Raw genomic sequence first — 14,011 nt, 5'->3', positions numbered from 1 at the left:
CCCTGGAGTGTGCTTTGCCCTGGTAAGGCAGCGACTTATTCTAAAGAAAACTTGTACGTTTTTATAACTACTTTGTAACCACCCGTAAGCGACTGCTACTTCCAGTCGCCGCGCAGCGCCAGCACGCGCTCCTTCAGGCCTTCCGGCGTGACGTCGTTCGGCGCCACCGGCGTGCCGACCGCCAGCGCCAGGCGCGAACGCAGGCCGGTCCGGAAGGCGCGCTCGAACACATTGTCGCCGCTGCGGCTCAACAGGTGGCCCCACAGTCCGCGCAGCGCCATCGGGATCACCGGCACCTTGGTGCGTTCGACGATCTTGGCCACGCCGCCCTTGAACTCATTGATCTCGCCGGTGCTGGTCAGGCGGCCTTCGGGGAAGATGCATACCAGGTCGCCCTCGTGCAGCGCCTGCGCGATGTCGACGTAGGCCTTCTCCATCAGCCACGGGTCTTCCTTGGCCGGCGCGATCGGGATCGCGCGCGCGGTGCGGAAGATCCAGCCCAGCAGCGGCAGCTTGAAGATGCGGTGGTCCATCACGAAGCGGATCGGACGCGGGCTGGCCGCGCCGATGACGATGGCGTCGACGTAGCTGACGTGGTTACAAACCAGCACCGCCGCGCCTTCGGCCGGAATGCGGTCGGCGTCGATGGTGCGCACGCGGTGCACGGTGTGGATCAGCATCCACGCCAGGAAGCGCATCAGGAACTCCGGCACCAGCGAGAAGATGTACACCGCCACCACCGCGTTGAGCGCGGCCGTCACCAGGAACAGCTGCGGAATCGTGAAGCCCTGCCCCAGCAGCACGATGGCCAGGCCGGCCGCCGCCACCATGAACAGCGCGTTGAGGATGTTCATGCCGGCGATGGTGCGCGACATGTGGGCGGGATCGCAGCGGGTCTGGATCAGCGCGAACAGCGGCACGATGAAGAAGCCGCCGAACATGCCGATCATCAGCACGTCGAGCAGGATGCGCCACATGCCGTGCTGCGCCATCATCGCGAAGGCGTCGAGATGCGGGCCGGCCGCCAGCGCGGCGCTGCTTGCGGCTGCGGCATAGGCGTTACTGGACAAATACAGGTCGGCGCCGAACAGCGACAGGCCGATGGAGCCGAACGGCACCAGGCCGATTTCCACCTTGCGGCCGGACAGGCGTTCGCACAGCAGCGAACCGCTGCCCACGCCCAGCGAGAACACCGTCAGCAGCAGCACGAACACGCTGTGGTCGCCATGCAGATAATCCTTGGCGTACACCGGGAACTGCGCCAGCACCAGCGCGCCGTAGAACCAGAACCACGAGTTGCCCAGCATGGACAGGAACACCACGCGGTTCTTGCGCGAGAAGTTGATGTTGCGGATCGATTCGTCGACGAAGTTCCAGCTCACTTTAAGTTCAGGTACGGGCGCCGGCGCGTTGGGGATGCGGTAGCTGGCGATCAGGCCAAGCAGCGCCACGGCGATGGTGGCGACAGCTTCGAAGACGATGCCGTTGGGCTTTTGCACCACCAGCACCGCGCCCAGGATCTCGCCCAGCAGGATGCCGACGAAGGTGCCCATCTCGGTGACGCCGTTGCCGCCGATGAGTTCATCGGGCTTGAGCTGCTGCGGCAGGTAGGCATATTTGACGGGGCCGAACAGCGTGGAGTGGATGCCCATGCCGACCACCGCCGTCACCAGCAGCCACAGGGTGTGCGTCATCCAGCCGACGCCGGCGATGCACATGATGGCCACCTCCAGCCACTTGACGAAGCGCGTCAGGCCGGACTTCTCGAACTTGTCGGCCAGCTGGCCGGCGGTGGCCGAGAACAGCACGTAGGGCAGGATGAACAGGCCGGGGATCAGGTTGGTGATCAGCGACGGCGACAGCGTGGTCCAGCTGAGCGCATCGAAGGTCAGCATCACGACCAGCGCGGTCTTGAACAGATTATCGTTGAACGCGCCGAGGAACTGGGTCCAGAAAAACGGCGCGAAGCGGCGTTGCGTCAACAGGGAAAACTGATTGGGCTGGCTCATATCGTGCGGCATCCGTTCTGGTGAGTGTTACGGAAAGATTGAGCGGATTATAACCTCATGCAATCCTGCACGAACATGCCATCGGGCAATAGGCTAGCGTCAAATCAAAATGGGCAAGAAAATGACGATGCGGGTACCGGCGCCGATGGCGGTGGCGACCTCGATGCGGCCGTCGAATGCGGCCACCCGCTCGCGCATGCCGACCAGGCCTATGCCCGCCGATGCCTGCGCCGCATCGAAGCCGGTGCCGTTGTCGGCGACCTCCATGCGCAGGCCTTGCGCGTCCAACGTCAGCGCCACCGTCGCCTGCGTGGCGCGGGCGTGCTTGGCGATGTTGGACAGCGCCTCCTGCATGATGCGATAGGCCGAGATGCCGATGCCGCTTTCCAGCCGCGCGAAATCGCCCTCGGCCTGGAAGGTGATGCGGCAGCCGGCGCGGTCGTGGTGGCGCACCATCTCCTCCACCGCGCCGTCCAGTCCCAGCATGTCCAGCACCTCGGGGCGCAGGCGGCGCACCAGCGTGCGGCCGCTGTTGTAGAGCCCCAGCGCCAGCGTGATGATGGACTGCGCGCGCTCGCGCACCTCGCCCGCCGGGCTGACGTCGACGATGCGCTGCGCCTCCAGCCGCGCGGCGATCAGCGTCGCGTTCAATTCATCGTGGATCTCCAGCGCGATGCTCTTGCGCTCATCCTCGACGGCGGTGTTGACCTTGCGGATCAGGCGGCGCTTCTCGGCATCGGCCGCGCGCAGCTTGTGCATCGACGCCTGCAGCGACTCGTTCAAACCCTGCGACAGCTGCCACGCCAGCAGCGCGCACACCAGCAGGCCCATACTGGCCACCAGCAGCTCGACGTAAAAACGGCGCGTCTGCTTGACCAGCATCGCCGACGGCGACATCGTCACCCGCACATAGCCCATGGTCTCGACGGCGACGCTGCTGCCGGCCGGTTTGTCCTTCAGATAGGGCTTGCCGTCGGCCGCCAGCATGGTGACGAACATCAGCCGCTTGAGGATGGGCGCCTCGTAGTAGCGGGCGTCCGGACGGCCCGGCGCGCGTGTCGAGGCCTGTACCAGTTCGTGCCGCTGCGCGTCCAGCACTTCGATGCGGTCGATGCTGGCATCCGATTGCAGCAGGCCGTTGATGGTCAGCCGCAGGTCGTCGTAGCGGCGCGACAGCACGCTGAATTCACTGCTCCCGGCCAGCACCTTGGCCACCAGCGGGCCGCGCTCGGCCATCTCCTCGCGCACTTCGGACAGCCGCGAATGATAGGCGTACCAGACGAAGGTGCAGAACATATAGGCCAGCGGGATGACGGTGACGCACAGCAGCCGCGCGCGCACGCTCCAGTGGCGCCAGAAGTCGAAGCGCATGCGCTTACGGCTCGATCAATCCGTGCTTGACGGCCAGCCGCGTGATGTAGGCCGGCCGGTGCACGCCCAGCTTTTCCTTCACCGCCTGGCTGATGTTGCTGATGGTCTTGGTGGAGACATCGAGCTTCTCGGCGATCTCCGCGTTGGTCAGTCCCTCGGCCATCAGCGTGAAGATTTCCAGCGCGCGCTCGTCCAGCTGCGACTGCGGCGACGCATCGCCGCGCACCGACAGATTGGCCAGCCGCTCGGCGATGTGCGGCAGGAAGTACAGTTCGCCGTCATGGGCGCGGCGCACCGCCGCCGCCAGGTCGGCCGGATCGCAATCCTTGGTCATGAAGGCGCGGCCGCCAAGGCGGTAGGTTTCCTTGATCAGGCTGTCCTGGTCGAACTGGCTGAGGAAGACGATGGCGGCGTCCGGCGCCTGCGCCAGGATCTGTTTGGCCGCGTCCAGGCCGGTCAGCTGTTCGCCGAAGCGGAGGTCGAGCACGGCCACGTCCGGCTTGTGCGCGCGGTACTGCTCCACCGCCTCTTCCGGCGTGCGCGCCTGCGCCACCACATGCAGCCCCTGCCCTTCCAGCGACATCGCAAAGCCCGTCATCACGATCGGATGGTCGTCCGCCAGCATCACCCGTATTTTCTTCACTACTACCTCCTGGAATATTTACTACCCGATGGTGGAAGCATAACACACCGGCACCGCGCAAAATATTCTTCCAATTTCCTTTTATTTTGCTATTACATGGAATAGTATACTTCCAACACATAGCAATTTCCACCACCACCAAGGAGCACTTTATGCACCAGAAAAAGAATCTCACCGGTCTGACGGTCGTGGCCGTTCTGCACGTGGCGCTGCTGGCCGCCTTCCTGCATGGCTCCAAGCTGACGGTGTTCAAGGTCAAGGAATCGGTGATCGACCTGACGCCGACCGCGCCAGAAACACCGCCGCCCAAGGTGCTGCCGCCCGACGTGCCACTGCCCAAGCTGGCCCCGCCCGAGATCTTCGTGCCGCAGATGGAAACGCCGGTGCTGCCCACCAATCCGCCGCCGGTGACGGCGCGGCCGCTGACAGACCAGCCGCCGGCCCGCCCGCCGCAGGCCGGGATCGCCGAACCGGGCGAGAAGACAGCCGTCAAGGCCGCCCCGCTGCTGGTGGCGGCCGTGGTGGACGCCAAGGCCTGCGCCAAGCCGGACTATCCAAAGAGCGCGCTGCGCAACGGCGACACCGGCACCGTCACCCTGGCCCTGCTGATCGGCACAGACGGCCGCGTGGCCGATTCAAAGGTGGAAAAATCCAGCGGCTTCCGCGATCTGGACCGCGCCGCCCAGGTCGGCCTGGGGCTGTGCAAGTTCAAGCCCGGCACGCTGGACGGTGTGCCCCAGCAATCCTGGACCCGCATGCAGTACGTCTGGAGCCTGGATGATTAAGCTGGTTTGAGATGACTTGCCGGATTTAGTACCAAACTGTATAATGTTGCCCTTGCGAAACGAAATGCCCGGTTTTGGCCGGACATTTCGTTTCGCTTTTTTAGCCATTCAATTTAGCCACTAAAGGAAACAACAATGAAAAAAATCACCATGATCGCAATGATCGCAGCTCTGGCCGCCCCACTGGCAGTTCAGGCTGAAGGCTTCTACGTCGGCGGCAACATCGGCCGTGCAGAACAAAAAGCGGACGTAGGTATCGCATCGTTCAAAGAAAGCACCACCGCTTACAAGCTGGTTGGCGGCTACAACTACAACAAGAACTTCGGCACCGAAATCGGCTACGCCGACCTGCGTGAAGTATCGGTTTCCGGCAACGGCGCAACCCTGACCTCCAAGCCGCGCGCTTTCTACGCCGCCGCCACCGGCACCCTGCCACTGAACGAACAGTTCTCGCTGATCGGCAAACTGGGCCTGGCCGCTGCTCACGAAAAAGTGACCGCCCAATACCGCTCGACCTACTCGTCCGACACCGAAACCCGCACCACGCCATACATCAGCGTTGGCGCAGCGTTCGTACTGAACAAGCAAGTGAGCTTCGTTGCTGAATACGAAAACTTCGGCAAAGTCGCCAAAGACGGTTCGTCCAACGTCAAAGCCGACATGTTCTCGGCCGGCGTGCGTTACAGCTTCTAAGCTACCCCGCACCACATAGAAAAAGCCCCATCGGCACCGGGCGCGATCTCGATCGCGTCCAGGCCGATGGGGCTTTTTTGCGTTCTAGCGCGGCTTGACCGCGACCAGGTTGATCAGCGTTTCCTCGCGCACGGCCGGCGGCTTGATGCGCAGCGCCGTCTCCAGCAGGCCCAGGTCTTCGCGGCTCCACCACAGGAAGGGATAGGACACCGCGCTATCCGGCACGGAGAACCCGGCGGCGCGCACCATGGCCAGGTACTCCGGCGCGGTCTTCTGCACATCCATCGGATGGCGGAACAGCAGGCGGATGATCCACGAGTGGATGTAGCGCCGGGTCGATTCCGCGAACAGCAGCACGCCACCCGGCTTCAGCACGCGGTAGAACTCCGCGATGGCGCGCTCCTGGTCGATCAGGTGGTGGAAGGTCTGGTGGCAGAACAGCAGGTCGACCGAGTCGTCCTCCAGCTTGATGTTGGAGCTGGAGCAGCAGATAAACTCGGCGGCGATGCCCAGCGCCGCCACTTCCCTGGCCGATTCCTGCAGCATCTCGGGATCGATATCCATGCCGATCAGGCGCTGCGGCGCGTAGCGCTGGTGCAGCTTGCCGAGCGAGCGGCCGAAGCCGCAACCCACGTCCGCCACCACGCCGAACTCGCGCGGCTGGTCGGCCGGCATCAAGCGCTGCAAGTCCGCCAGCGCGCGCTCCAGCACATGCACGGTCCAGGTCTCCGTGCGTAGAAACCATTTGCCGAACGCCGTCTCCGGCACGTGCGGCTCCGCCGGTGGCTGTAGTAAATCCAGGTTGGCGCTCATAAAACCCTTTGTTGTTCCATAGTTTATAAAATGTCAAAAAAGCGACCCTGGCGGCAAACCAACGTACAATATCGGTCCTGCTTTGAACGCCATGCCGATTGCCCGTGCCAGTCCATCTTTCCCGCTTGCTGCCTGTTGTCTGTGCGCTGCTGCTGAACGCCCCCGCCGCAGCGCAGGACGCGCCGCCCGCGCCGGTGCGCTTCCTGCTGACGTTCGACGACGGGCCGGCCGCCGCCGGCAGCGACAATCCGACCGTGCATATCCTCGAAACGCTGGCCAGCAATCCGCTGCAGGACCACATCAAGGCAGTCTTCTTCACCCAGACCCGCGCCTGGAACGGCGGCGGCACGGACGTCGGCCGCGCCCTGATACGGCGCGAGCACGACGAAGGCCACGTGGTCGCGCTGCACAGCGCCACCACCTTCCACTCCAACCACCGCTTCATGAGCCGCGACACGCTGGACGAATCGATGCAGCGCGGCGTCGACGACCTGACCGCCGTCACCGGCGTCGCCCCCAAGCTGGTGCGCCCGCCGTTCTGGGCCTATGACGCAAGCACGCTGGACTCCTACCACCGCCACGGCATGCACATGCTGCTCACCGACCTGAATGCCAACGACGGCAAAATCTACGGCATCAACTTCAGCTGGCACAAACGCTCCAACATGCTCACGCACCTGGCCGAGACCCGCATACGCTGGGCCGCAGGCGACATGCCGGCGGTGGACGGCAGCACGCCGGTGGTCGTCACCTTCCACGACGTGAACACCTACACCTCGCGCCACATCCAGGAATACCTGGACATCCTGCTCGACGTCGCGCGCGAACTCAACGTGCCACTGGCCGACAAACCCTTCTACGACGACCGCGCGGAACTGGAGCGCGCCGCGCTGGCCCGCACCGTCGACGACCCTGCCGCCAAACAGCGCCTGCCCGGCCTGTGGGGCTGGCTGTGGCAGTGATCGGGCAACGCAGTCACGGCAACCTATGCAGCGCTATCGCCGGCGGCGCCTTCAGCGGCAGCTCGCTGCACAGCACCACCGATAATTCTTCGTGCGGCACCGCCACGCTATGCGCCGCCGCCACCACGCCCAGCTTGAAGCGGGCTTCCTTCGCGCTCCACAAGCCGTAGAAACCGGCTACGCGTCGCGCCTCATCCAATTCCTGCAAGCGCGCCCATTGCGCCATCTCGTCCTCATCGAAGGCTTGCGCCGCCAATGCCGCGAGATCGCGCTGCGGGTCGCGCATTTCGATATCCAGTCCCAACGCGGTCTGCCCGCTCACCGCGCACGCCACCCAGCGGCCGCTGTGCGCGATACTGAAACCCGGCAGGCCGCCGCGCGGCGCCGGAGACTTCAGCAAGGGCGCCTGGCCCGGCCGGTCCTCCAGCACGATATCGCGCGGCGCCACGCCCAGCAAGGAGCCCAGCGCCATCCGCGCCAGCACCCGGCCGGCGACAAACTGGCGCTGCCGCTGGGCGCGGACGAACCGCCTGTAGCGCGCCATCTCGCTCGCGGACAACCAGTCGCGATGCAGTATCAGTCCCTCGTCCGTGACTAGGTCCAGATCCGTCAACCACAAATTTGCGTGAACACTCATATCATCATATGGATCTATCTCGCATCAAATCCTGCGACAACGCGATACGTCAGTTCAGTGTTTGTCGCAGATATCACTTCTAGCCTAGCCCCCTTATAACCAAGAATCTTTGATTCTGAAAGATCATATGCAACCTCGTTAGTGAAGGCCGGCCGCGCGAGATCTTGCGAAAATTCACGATAGCTTAAAGTGATGCGATTGCCGATTTTTCCGTTATAGAGAAGTGTCTGCTGAAGCGATTGGGGGCTATAAGATGTTGCGTACTCCGTAATGTACTCAACCTCCGCGCAACTTCTTCGAGAGACACAGAGAACCTTTGTACCTTTATCTTTTTCGAAGAAAAATAGATCGTTAGAATGATTCCCATTGTCAGAGATCTTCCTCATCTTCACGTTCGGAAAAGTGGCGTACTCAGTATTTTGTTGAGACTGCTGATAGCGTCCTTTCAGAACCAAATAGTCACCGATAGGTTGATCCGTTTGAATCGCTAAAACCGGAACAGATCTAGCCAATGCCTGTGTTACAAGGCGTTCTCCAACCCCGGCCGTAGCTTGCATTCCAACCTCAGGCAACGTGGTCAAAGTATATGAGATCGGAAGTGGCCGCGTACGGCATCCAGTAACCGCAATCAAAGTCAGTGTCAGTAGAAGAAATTTCTTTTTCATTTTCCGTTCCTAGTTAGCGTGAAATAGCTGTTAGTACCGTTTAAAAATCAGCGACGTGTTAATGCCGCCGAAAGCGAAGTTATTCGACATCACGTACTCGCACTTCAGTTGCCGGCCTTCGCCGGCGATGTAATCCAGCGCTGCGCACGCCGGATCGATTACGTCCAGATTGATGGTCGGCGCAAACCAGCCCTCGCGCATCATCTCGATGCTGATCCAGGCTTCCAGCGCACCGCAGGCGCCCAGCGTGTGGCCCATGTAGCTCTTGAGGGAGCTGATAGGCGTGCCGCCGCCGAACACCGCCAGCGTCGCCTGCGACTCGGCGATGTCGCCCTGGTGCGTGCCGGTGCCGTGCGCGTTGATGTAGCCGATGTCCGATGGCTGCAGGCCCGCGTCCTGCAAGGCCAGCTGCATCGCCTTCTGCATGGTGGCCGCATTCGGCTGGGTGACATGGCAGCCGTCGCTGTTGGTGCCGAAGCCGACCAGCTCCGCGTGGATCACGGCGCCGCGCGCCTGCGCATGATCCAGGTCCTCCAGGATCAGACAGCCCGCGCCCTCGCCGATCACCAGCCCATCGCGGCCGCCGTCGAACGGCCTTGGCGTGGTATGGCCTGCATCGTTGCGGGTGCTGGTGGCGAACAGCGTGTCGAACACCGCCGCCTCGGTGGCGCACAGCTCCTCGGCGCCGCCCGCCACCATCGCCAGCTGCTTGCCGCCGCGGATAGCCTCGTAGGCGTAGCCTATGCCCTGGCTGCCGGAGGTGCAGGCGCTTGAAGTGGTGATGACGCGGCCGGTGATGCCGAAGAAGACGCCGATGTTCACCGGCGCCGTATGCGCCATCATCTTGATGTAGGTGGTGGCGTTGATGCCCTTGGTGGTACGCTCCTCCATCATGCGGCCGAAATCGCCGATGGCGCTTGGCGTGCCGGCCGACGAGCCGAAGGACACGCCCAGGTCGCCGCTCTTGAGCAGCGGGTGCTCCAGCAGGCCTGCGTCGGCCAGCGCCAGTTCGCTGGCGCGCGTGGCCATCAGGGCGACGCGGCCCATGCTGCGGATCGCCTTGCGGTTATAACGTTCGGTCAGCGGGAACGGCGCTGCCGGTGCGCCGAGGCGCGTGTTCAGGCCCTCGTAGTCCTCCCACTCCTCCATGCGCACGACGGCGTTGCGGTACTGCCCCAGGCGCTCGCGTATCGTGGCCCAGTCGTTGCCGAGGGGGCTGATGCCGGCCATGCCGGTGACGGCGACGCGGCGGCTCATGCCAGCCCCCCGTTGACGGAAATGACCTGGCGGGTGATGTAGCCGGCCTCCTCGCCGATCAGGAAGCTGACCGCGGCCGCCACCTCTTCCGGCTTGCCGATGCGGCGGGCCGGTATCATCTTCAGCGCTTCTTCCATCGGTACCTCGCTGGTCATGTCGGTTTCGATCAATCCCGGCGCCACGCAGTTGACGGTGATGGCGCGCTTGGCCAGCTCCAGCGCCAGCGCCTTGGTGGCGCCGATGATGCCGGCCTTGGCCGCGCTGTAGTTGACCTGTCCACGGTTGCCGATCAATCCCGACACCGACGCCAGCGTGACGATGCGGCCCGGCTTGCGGCGCTGGACCAGCGGCATCACCAGCGGATTGAGCACGTTGTAGAAGCCGTCCAGGTTCGTTTGCAGCACGATGTCCCAGTCCTCGCCGGACATGGCCGGGAAGGCGTTGTCGCGTGCGACGCCGGCGTTGCACACCACGCCGTAGTAGCAGCCATGTTCCGCGATGTCCGCTTCCAGCGCGGCGGCGGTGGCGGCGCGGTCGCCGATATCGAACTGCAGCACGCGCACCGCGCGGCCCATTTCCGCGATCTGCTGCGCGACCGCATCGGCCTCGCCGCGCGCGCTGCGGCAATGCAGCACCACATCGTAACCGTCGCGCGCCAGGCGCAGCGCGATCGCCTTGCCGATGCCGCGCGACGATCCCGTCACCAGCACGCTCATGGACTTATTCTGATTCATACCGCGTTTCCATCTTTGAGAAATTGATTGACATTATCGGGCTGGAATACCGTCACCGTGGCCGTCGCCACCGCGCTTGCGCCGTCCGCAACATCGATGCGGCAGTCGAAAGCCCCCAGCCCGTTTTCACCTTGCAGCACGCGCTGCACATGCACGTGCAGCACGCTGCCGGTGGCGAACAGCGGCACGCTGCACGCATACTTGCGCGATCCGAGCAGGAAGCCCACCTTGACCGCTTCGCCGCGCTGCAGCGCCAGCCAGCCCGCGTGCGCGGCTATCGCCTGCGCCATGTATTCGATGCCGACCCAGGCACCGACGCCGCCCTCCCCGGCCAGCATGCTGCCGGCGTGGATGCGCACCTCGGCGCACAGCGTGTCGGTGTCCGCGCTCAGCACGCGGTCGAGCAGCACCATCTGGCCGGAATGCGGCACCAGTTCGCGCACGTCCGGCATCGTCATGCGGTCCTCCCCAGCAGCAGCGCCGCATTGGAACCGCCGAACGCAAAGGAGCTGCTCAGCACACGGCGCAGCGGACGGCCCAGCACCGCGCCGGGCGCCGCCAGGTTCAGCACCGGCAGCGCCGGATCGGCAACGCCGTCCCACAGGTGCGGCGGCAGCCGGCCTTGCGGGTTATCGTCCTGCATGGCGAGCCAGCACAGCGCCGCCTCGATGGCGGCGGCCGCGCCCAGCGTATGGCCGGTGAACGGCTTGGTCGAGCTGACCGCCACCTCGTGGCCGAACAGCGCCGCGATCACGCCCGACTCCATGGCGTCGTTCTGCCGCGTCGCCGTGCCGTGCATATTGATGTAGTCGATCTGCGCCGCGGCGACGCCGGCACGTTCCAGCGCCTGAGCCATCGCCATGCGCGCGCCGACGCCCGCCGGATCGGGGGCCGACATATGATGGCCATCCGACGATTCGCCCCAGCCCATCAGCGCCACCGGCGCCGCCTCGGAAGTCATCAGGAACAAGGCCGCGCCTTCGCCGATATTGATGCCGTCGCGGTTGGCGCTCATCGGATTGCACTGCGCCGCGCTGACCGAATCCAGCGCGGCAAAACCGGCCACCGTGAACGCGCACAGCGAATCGACACCGCCGGTCAGCACGGCGTCGCACAAGCCCATCTTGATCAGGCGGGCCGCGCTGGCCATGGCCTTGGCGCTCGACGAGCATGCGCTGGAGTGCACATAGGCCGGTCCGCCCAGGCCCAGTTCGCGCGCCAGCGTATCGGCCGGCGATCCCATCTCCTGCTGGCCGTAGTGGAAGTCCTGCGGCAGTTCGCCGGTGGCGACATGACAGGCCATGGCCTGCTCGGTCTCGCCGATGCCGGACGTACTGGTGCCGATCACCACGCCGACGCGGTCCGCGCCGTAGCGCGCGACGGCGGCGTCCACCTGGGAACGGATCTGCGCCAGCGCCGCCAGCGCCAGCGCGTTGTTGCGGCTGCGCTGATGCAGCGGCAGATGCTCCACGGACGGCAGCTGCGCCTGCACGCAGCCCAGCGGCAGCGCGCGGCCGGGCGAATGGCGTTCGGTTGCCGCCAGTCCTGTCTCGCCGGCGAACAGGCGTGCCTTCACCTGCTCCGGGCCGTCGCCCAGTGCGCAGATGATGCCGCAAGCGTTCAGATAAAAATTCAACATTCCTCGGTCTCAGTCGGTAGGCGCCGCAAACTGTATCGTCAGCTTATAGTGATAGCGCAGATTGTCCAGCACTACGGTGCCGCTCCAGCGCGGCGTTCCGCTGTAGCTGATCTGCATAATCGGTTCATCTTTCAGGAACAGGGTGCGGTAGGCGCCCTGCTCGGCAATGCGCCAGCCTTCCGGCAGCGCGGCGGCGATGGCCTCGGCCGGCCACAGAGTCAGCTGCATGTCTTCCAGCACATCTTCGGCACGCACCTGCGACGGCAGCATCACGTGCCGCCACGAACTCAGTTCCTTGCCGTCGTAGTGCAGCGTCAGCACGCGCTGGCTGAACGCCAGGCCCACCACGTCGATCGCGTCCGGCTCCACCTGCAGCGCGACATCGAGATCGTCGGTGCGGCCGTTGCGCTCCACCTTCAGATGCTGCTGCACGCTGATGGACGTGCCCAGCGCCGCCGGCGCCAGCTTCAGTCCCAGCCTGGCCTGAGGCGGCGGCGTGGTGGCGCAGGCGGCCAGCAGCAGCGGCAGCGCCGCTGACGCCAGCGCCGACGCGCGAAAGCGCATCACGCTGCCGCGCATATCGCCTCCAGCGCCGCCAGGCGGCGCGGCGTGTCCTTGACGAACGGGTTGCTCTGGTCCCAGGCATAGCCGGCCAGGATGGACGAAATCATGCGCCGCACCTCCGGCTGCTGCTTGTCGTGGAAGATGATGGTCTGGAACCCGCCTGCGTACCACGATTCGACGAAGGCGCGGAAGGTGTCCACGCCCTTGCGCAGCGGTGCGCCGAAATCGGCCTGCCAGTCCACCTGCTCGCCCGCGAACTGGCGCTGCAACGCGGCGGCGGCCAGGCTGGCCGACTTGAAGGCGATGGTCACGCCCGACGAAAACACCGGGTCGAGGAACTCGCCCGCATTGCCCAGCAAGGCATAGCCCTCGCCCCACAACTTGTCGACGTTGGCCGAGTATCCGACGATCTGGCGTGCCGGCGTATCCCACTTCGCGTTCTGCAGCAGCGCCGACAGCGACGGCTCTTCCGCCACGATGGCTTGCAGGCGCTCGGTGGCGCTGCCCTGGTAGCGGTCGAGGAAGCTGGTCTCCGCCACCACGCCGAGCGAGCAGCGGCCGCCGGCAAACGGGATGGTCCAGAACCAGACATTGCAATGCTTGGGGTGCACGGTGACGCGGATCTTGGTGCGGTCGAAACCGCCGCCGTGGATGCCGTCTTCGACGTGGGTGAAGATCGCGCCGCGCACCGGGAAATTGGATGGCGTCTCCAGGTCCAGGAGGCGCGGCAGGATGCGGCCGAAACCGCTGGCGTCCAGGATGAAGCCTGCGCGCACCTGGTACTGCGCACCGTCCGCGCCCTTGACCGTTACCAGCGCGGACGCACCGTCCTTGCCAAGTTCGATATCCAGCACTTCATGGCGATAGCGTACTTCGGCGCCGAAGCGTTCCGCTTCCTTCGCCAGCACGTGGTCGAAGTCGGCGCGCTGCACCTGGTAGGTGGTGCCCCAGCCGGCCGAGTGCTTGTCGCGGAAATCGAAATCGGTGTAGCAGCCATTGCGCATGAAGGCCGCGCCGTTCTTGAACTGGAAGCCCGCTTCGACCACGGCTTGCAGCATGCCGGCCTGCTCCAGGTAGGCCATACTTTGCGGCAGCAGGCTCTCGCCGATGGAGAAGCGCGGGAACTGTTCGCGCTCGATCACCAGCACCTGGCGGCCCTGCTGGCGCAGCAGCGCGGCCGCCACGGAACCTGCGGGACCGGCGCCGACGATCAGGATTTCAACGGCTTCGATGTTCATT

The 14,011-nt window shown here is 64.7% G+C and carries 15 protein-coding genes; 3 read left to right on the top strand and 12 right to left on the bottom strand.

Going from position 1 to position 14,011, the window contains the following annotated elements; all coding sequences use genetic code 11:
• Nucleotides 1-95: 95 nt before the first annotated feature.
• From GEV01_RS06550 to GEV01_RS06540, 3 genes are all read right to left on the bottom strand, one after another.
• The gene (locus GEV01_RS06550) at nucleotides 96-2,009 is read right to left on the bottom strand and encodes an MFS transporter (protein ID WP_152802767.1); all 1,914 of its coding nucleotides are present in this window, start codon (nucleotides 2,007-2,009) and stop codon (nucleotides 96-98) included.
• Between the two features lie 99 nt (nucleotides 2,010-2,108).
• Nucleotides 2,109-3,380 (bottom strand): sensor histidine kinase, encoded by a 1,272-nt coding sequence (locus GEV01_RS06545; protein WP_152802765.1) that lies wholly within the window; start codon nucleotides 3,378-3,380, stop codon nucleotides 2,109-2,111.
• A 4-nt stretch (nucleotides 3,381-3,384) separates the two neighbouring features.
• The gene (locus GEV01_RS06540; RefSeq protein WP_328595450.1) at nucleotides 3,385-4,023 is read right to left on the bottom strand and encodes a response regulator transcription factor; all 639 of its coding nucleotides are present in this window, start codon (nucleotides 4,021-4,023) and stop codon (nucleotides 3,385-3,387) included.
• A 152-nt stretch (nucleotides 4,024-4,175) separates the two neighbouring features.
• Here GEV01_RS06540 and GEV01_RS06535 point away from each other — a divergent pair, with 152 nt between their 5' ends.
• The gene (locus GEV01_RS06535) at nucleotides 4,176-4,808 is read left to right on the top strand and encodes an energy transducer TonB (protein ID WP_152802763.1); all 633 of its coding nucleotides are present in this window, start codon (nucleotides 4,176-4,178) and stop codon (nucleotides 4,806-4,808) included.
• A 135-nt stretch (nucleotides 4,809-4,943) separates the two neighbouring features.
• The gene (locus GEV01_RS06530; RefSeq protein WP_152802761.1) at nucleotides 4,944-5,501 is read left to right on the top strand and encodes an outer membrane beta-barrel protein; all 558 of its coding nucleotides are present in this window, start codon (nucleotides 4,944-4,946) and stop codon (nucleotides 5,499-5,501) included.
• Nucleotides 5,502-5,585: 84 nt separating this feature from the next.
• Here the strand turns inward: GEV01_RS06530 and GEV01_RS06525 are convergent, their stop codons facing one another.
• The gene (locus tag GEV01_RS06525) at nucleotides 5,586-6,314 is read right to left on the bottom strand and encodes a class I SAM-dependent methyltransferase (RefSeq protein ID WP_152802759.1); all 729 of its coding nucleotides are present in this window, start codon (nucleotides 6,312-6,314) and stop codon (nucleotides 5,586-5,588) included.
• A gap of 125 nt (nucleotides 6,315-6,439) precedes the next feature.
• Here GEV01_RS06525 and GEV01_RS06520 point away from each other — a divergent pair, with 125 nt between their 5' ends.
• Entirely contained in the window at nucleotides 6,440-7,276 is an 837-nt protein-coding gene (locus GEV01_RS06520; protein ID WP_235914266.1) for a polysaccharide deacetylase family protein, read from the top strand.
• A gap of 13 nt (nucleotides 7,277-7,289) precedes the next feature.
• Here the strand turns inward: GEV01_RS06520 and GEV01_RS06515 are convergent, their stop codons facing one another.
• The 8 genes from GEV01_RS06515 to GEV01_RS06480 are packed head-to-tail and all read right to left on the bottom strand — an operon-like array spanning nucleotide 7,290 to nucleotide 14,010.
• Nucleotides 7,290-7,889 (bottom strand): 4'-phosphopantetheinyl transferase family protein, encoded by a 600-nt coding sequence (locus GEV01_RS06515; RefSeq protein WP_235914265.1) that lies wholly within the window; start codon nucleotides 7,887-7,889, stop codon nucleotides 7,290-7,292.
• Nucleotides 7,890-7,927: 38 nt separating this feature from the next.
• Nucleotides 7,928-8,578, bottom strand: coding sequence for a hypothetical protein (locus tag GEV01_RS06510; protein WP_152802755.1), 651 nt, complete (start codon nucleotides 8,576-8,578; stop codon nucleotides 7,928-7,930).
• Nucleotides 8,579-8,608: 30 nt separating this feature from the next.
• Nucleotides 8,609-9,835, bottom strand: a complete 1,227-nt coding sequence (locus tag GEV01_RS06505; protein ID WP_152802754.1) for a beta-ketoacyl-ACP synthase — start codon at nucleotides 9,833-9,835, stop codon at nucleotides 8,609-8,611.
• Nucleotides 9,832-10,569, bottom strand: coding sequence for a 3-oxoacyl-ACP reductase FabG (gene fabG / locus GEV01_RS06500; RefSeq protein WP_008450808.1), 738 nt, complete (start codon nucleotides 10,567-10,569; stop codon nucleotides 9,832-9,834). The genes GEV01_RS06505 and fabG overlap by 4 nt, the downstream gene beginning before the upstream one ends.
• Nucleotides 10,566-11,027 carry an ApeP family dehydratase gene (locus GEV01_RS06495; RefSeq protein WP_152802753.1) on the bottom strand — a complete coding sequence of 154 codons (462 nt, stop codon included), beginning with the start codon at nucleotides 11,025-11,027 and terminating at the stop codon, nucleotides 10,566-10,568. Before GEV01_RS06495 ends, fabG begins: the two co-directional genes overlap by 4 nt.
• On the bottom strand, nucleotides 11,024-12,208 hold the full coding sequence (locus tag GEV01_RS06490) for a beta-ketoacyl-ACP synthase (RefSeq protein WP_152802752.1): 1,185 nt from the start codon (nucleotides 12,206-12,208) through the stop codon (nucleotides 11,024-11,026). Before GEV01_RS06490 ends, GEV01_RS06495 begins: the two co-directional genes overlap by 4 nt.
• Before the next feature lie 9 nt (nucleotides 12,209-12,217).
• Complete coding sequence (locus tag GEV01_RS06485) at nucleotides 12,218-12,787, bottom strand: DUF3261 domain-containing protein (protein WP_152802751.1); 570 nt, start codon at nucleotides 12,785-12,787, stop codon at nucleotides 12,218-12,220.
• On the bottom strand, nucleotides 12,772-14,010 hold the full coding sequence (locus tag GEV01_RS06480) for an NAD(P)/FAD-dependent oxidoreductase (protein ID WP_152803974.1): 1,239 nt from the start codon (nucleotides 14,008-14,010) through the stop codon (nucleotides 12,772-12,774). Before GEV01_RS06480 ends, GEV01_RS06485 begins: the two co-directional genes overlap by 16 nt.
• Nucleotide 14,011 lies beyond the last annotated feature (1 nt).

The sequence above is a fragment of the Rugamonas rivuli genome, assembly GCF_009380165.1.
GTDB lineage: Bacteria > Pseudomonadota > Gammaproteobacteria > Burkholderiales > Burkholderiaceae_D > Rugamonas > Rugamonas rivuli.
The sequence above is the reverse complement of the archived record's forward strand: the minus strand, read 5'-3'. Positions and strand labels throughout refer to the sequence as shown.

Bases quoted from the DNA above. Each gene is read 5' to 3' on its own strand.
- GEV01_RS06550 (WP_152802767.1), bottom strand. From the start codon at position 2,009: ATGAGCCAGCCCAATCAGTTTTCCCTGTTGACGCAACGCCGCTTCGCG.
- GEV01_RS06545 (WP_152802765.1), bottom strand. From the start codon at position 3,380: ATGCGCTTCGACTTCTGGCGCCACTGGAGCGTGCGCGCGCGGCTGCTG.
- GEV01_RS06535 (WP_152802763.1), top strand. From the start codon at position 4,176: ATGCACCAGAAAAAGAATCTCACCGGTCTGACGGTCGTGGCCGTTCTG.
- GEV01_RS06530 (WP_152802761.1), top strand. From the start codon at position 4,944: ATGAAAAAAATCACCATGATCGCAATGATCGCAGCTCTGGCCGCCCCA.
- GEV01_RS06525 (WP_152802759.1), bottom strand. From the start codon at position 6,314: ATGAGCGCCAACCTGGATTTACTACAGCCACCGGCGGAGCCGCACGTG.
- GEV01_RS06510 (WP_152802755.1), bottom strand. From the start codon at position 8,578: ATGAAAAAGAAATTTCTTCTACTGACACTGACTTTGATTGCGGTTACT.
- GEV01_RS06505 (WP_152802754.1), bottom strand. From the start codon at position 9,835: ATGAGCCGCCGCGTCGCCGTCACCGGCATGGCCGGCATCAGCCCCCTC.
- fabG (WP_008450808.1), bottom strand. From the start codon at position 10,569: ATGAATCAGAATAAGTCCATGAGCGTGCTGGTGACGGGATCGTCGCGC.
- GEV01_RS06495 (WP_152802753.1), bottom strand. From the start codon at position 11,027: ATGACGATGCCGGACGTGCGCGAACTGGTGCCGCATTCCGGCCAGATG.
- GEV01_RS06490 (WP_152802752.1), bottom strand. From the start codon at position 12,208: ATGTTGAATTTTTATCTGAACGCTTGCGGCATCATCTGCGCACTGGGC.
- GEV01_RS06485 (WP_152802751.1), bottom strand. From the start codon at position 12,787: ATGCGCGGCAGCGTGATGCGCTTTCGCGCGTCGGCGCTGGCGTCAGCG.
- GEV01_RS06480 (WP_152803974.1), bottom strand. From the start codon at position 14,010: ATGAACATCGAAGCCGTTGAAATCCTGATCGTCGGCGCCGGTCCCGCA.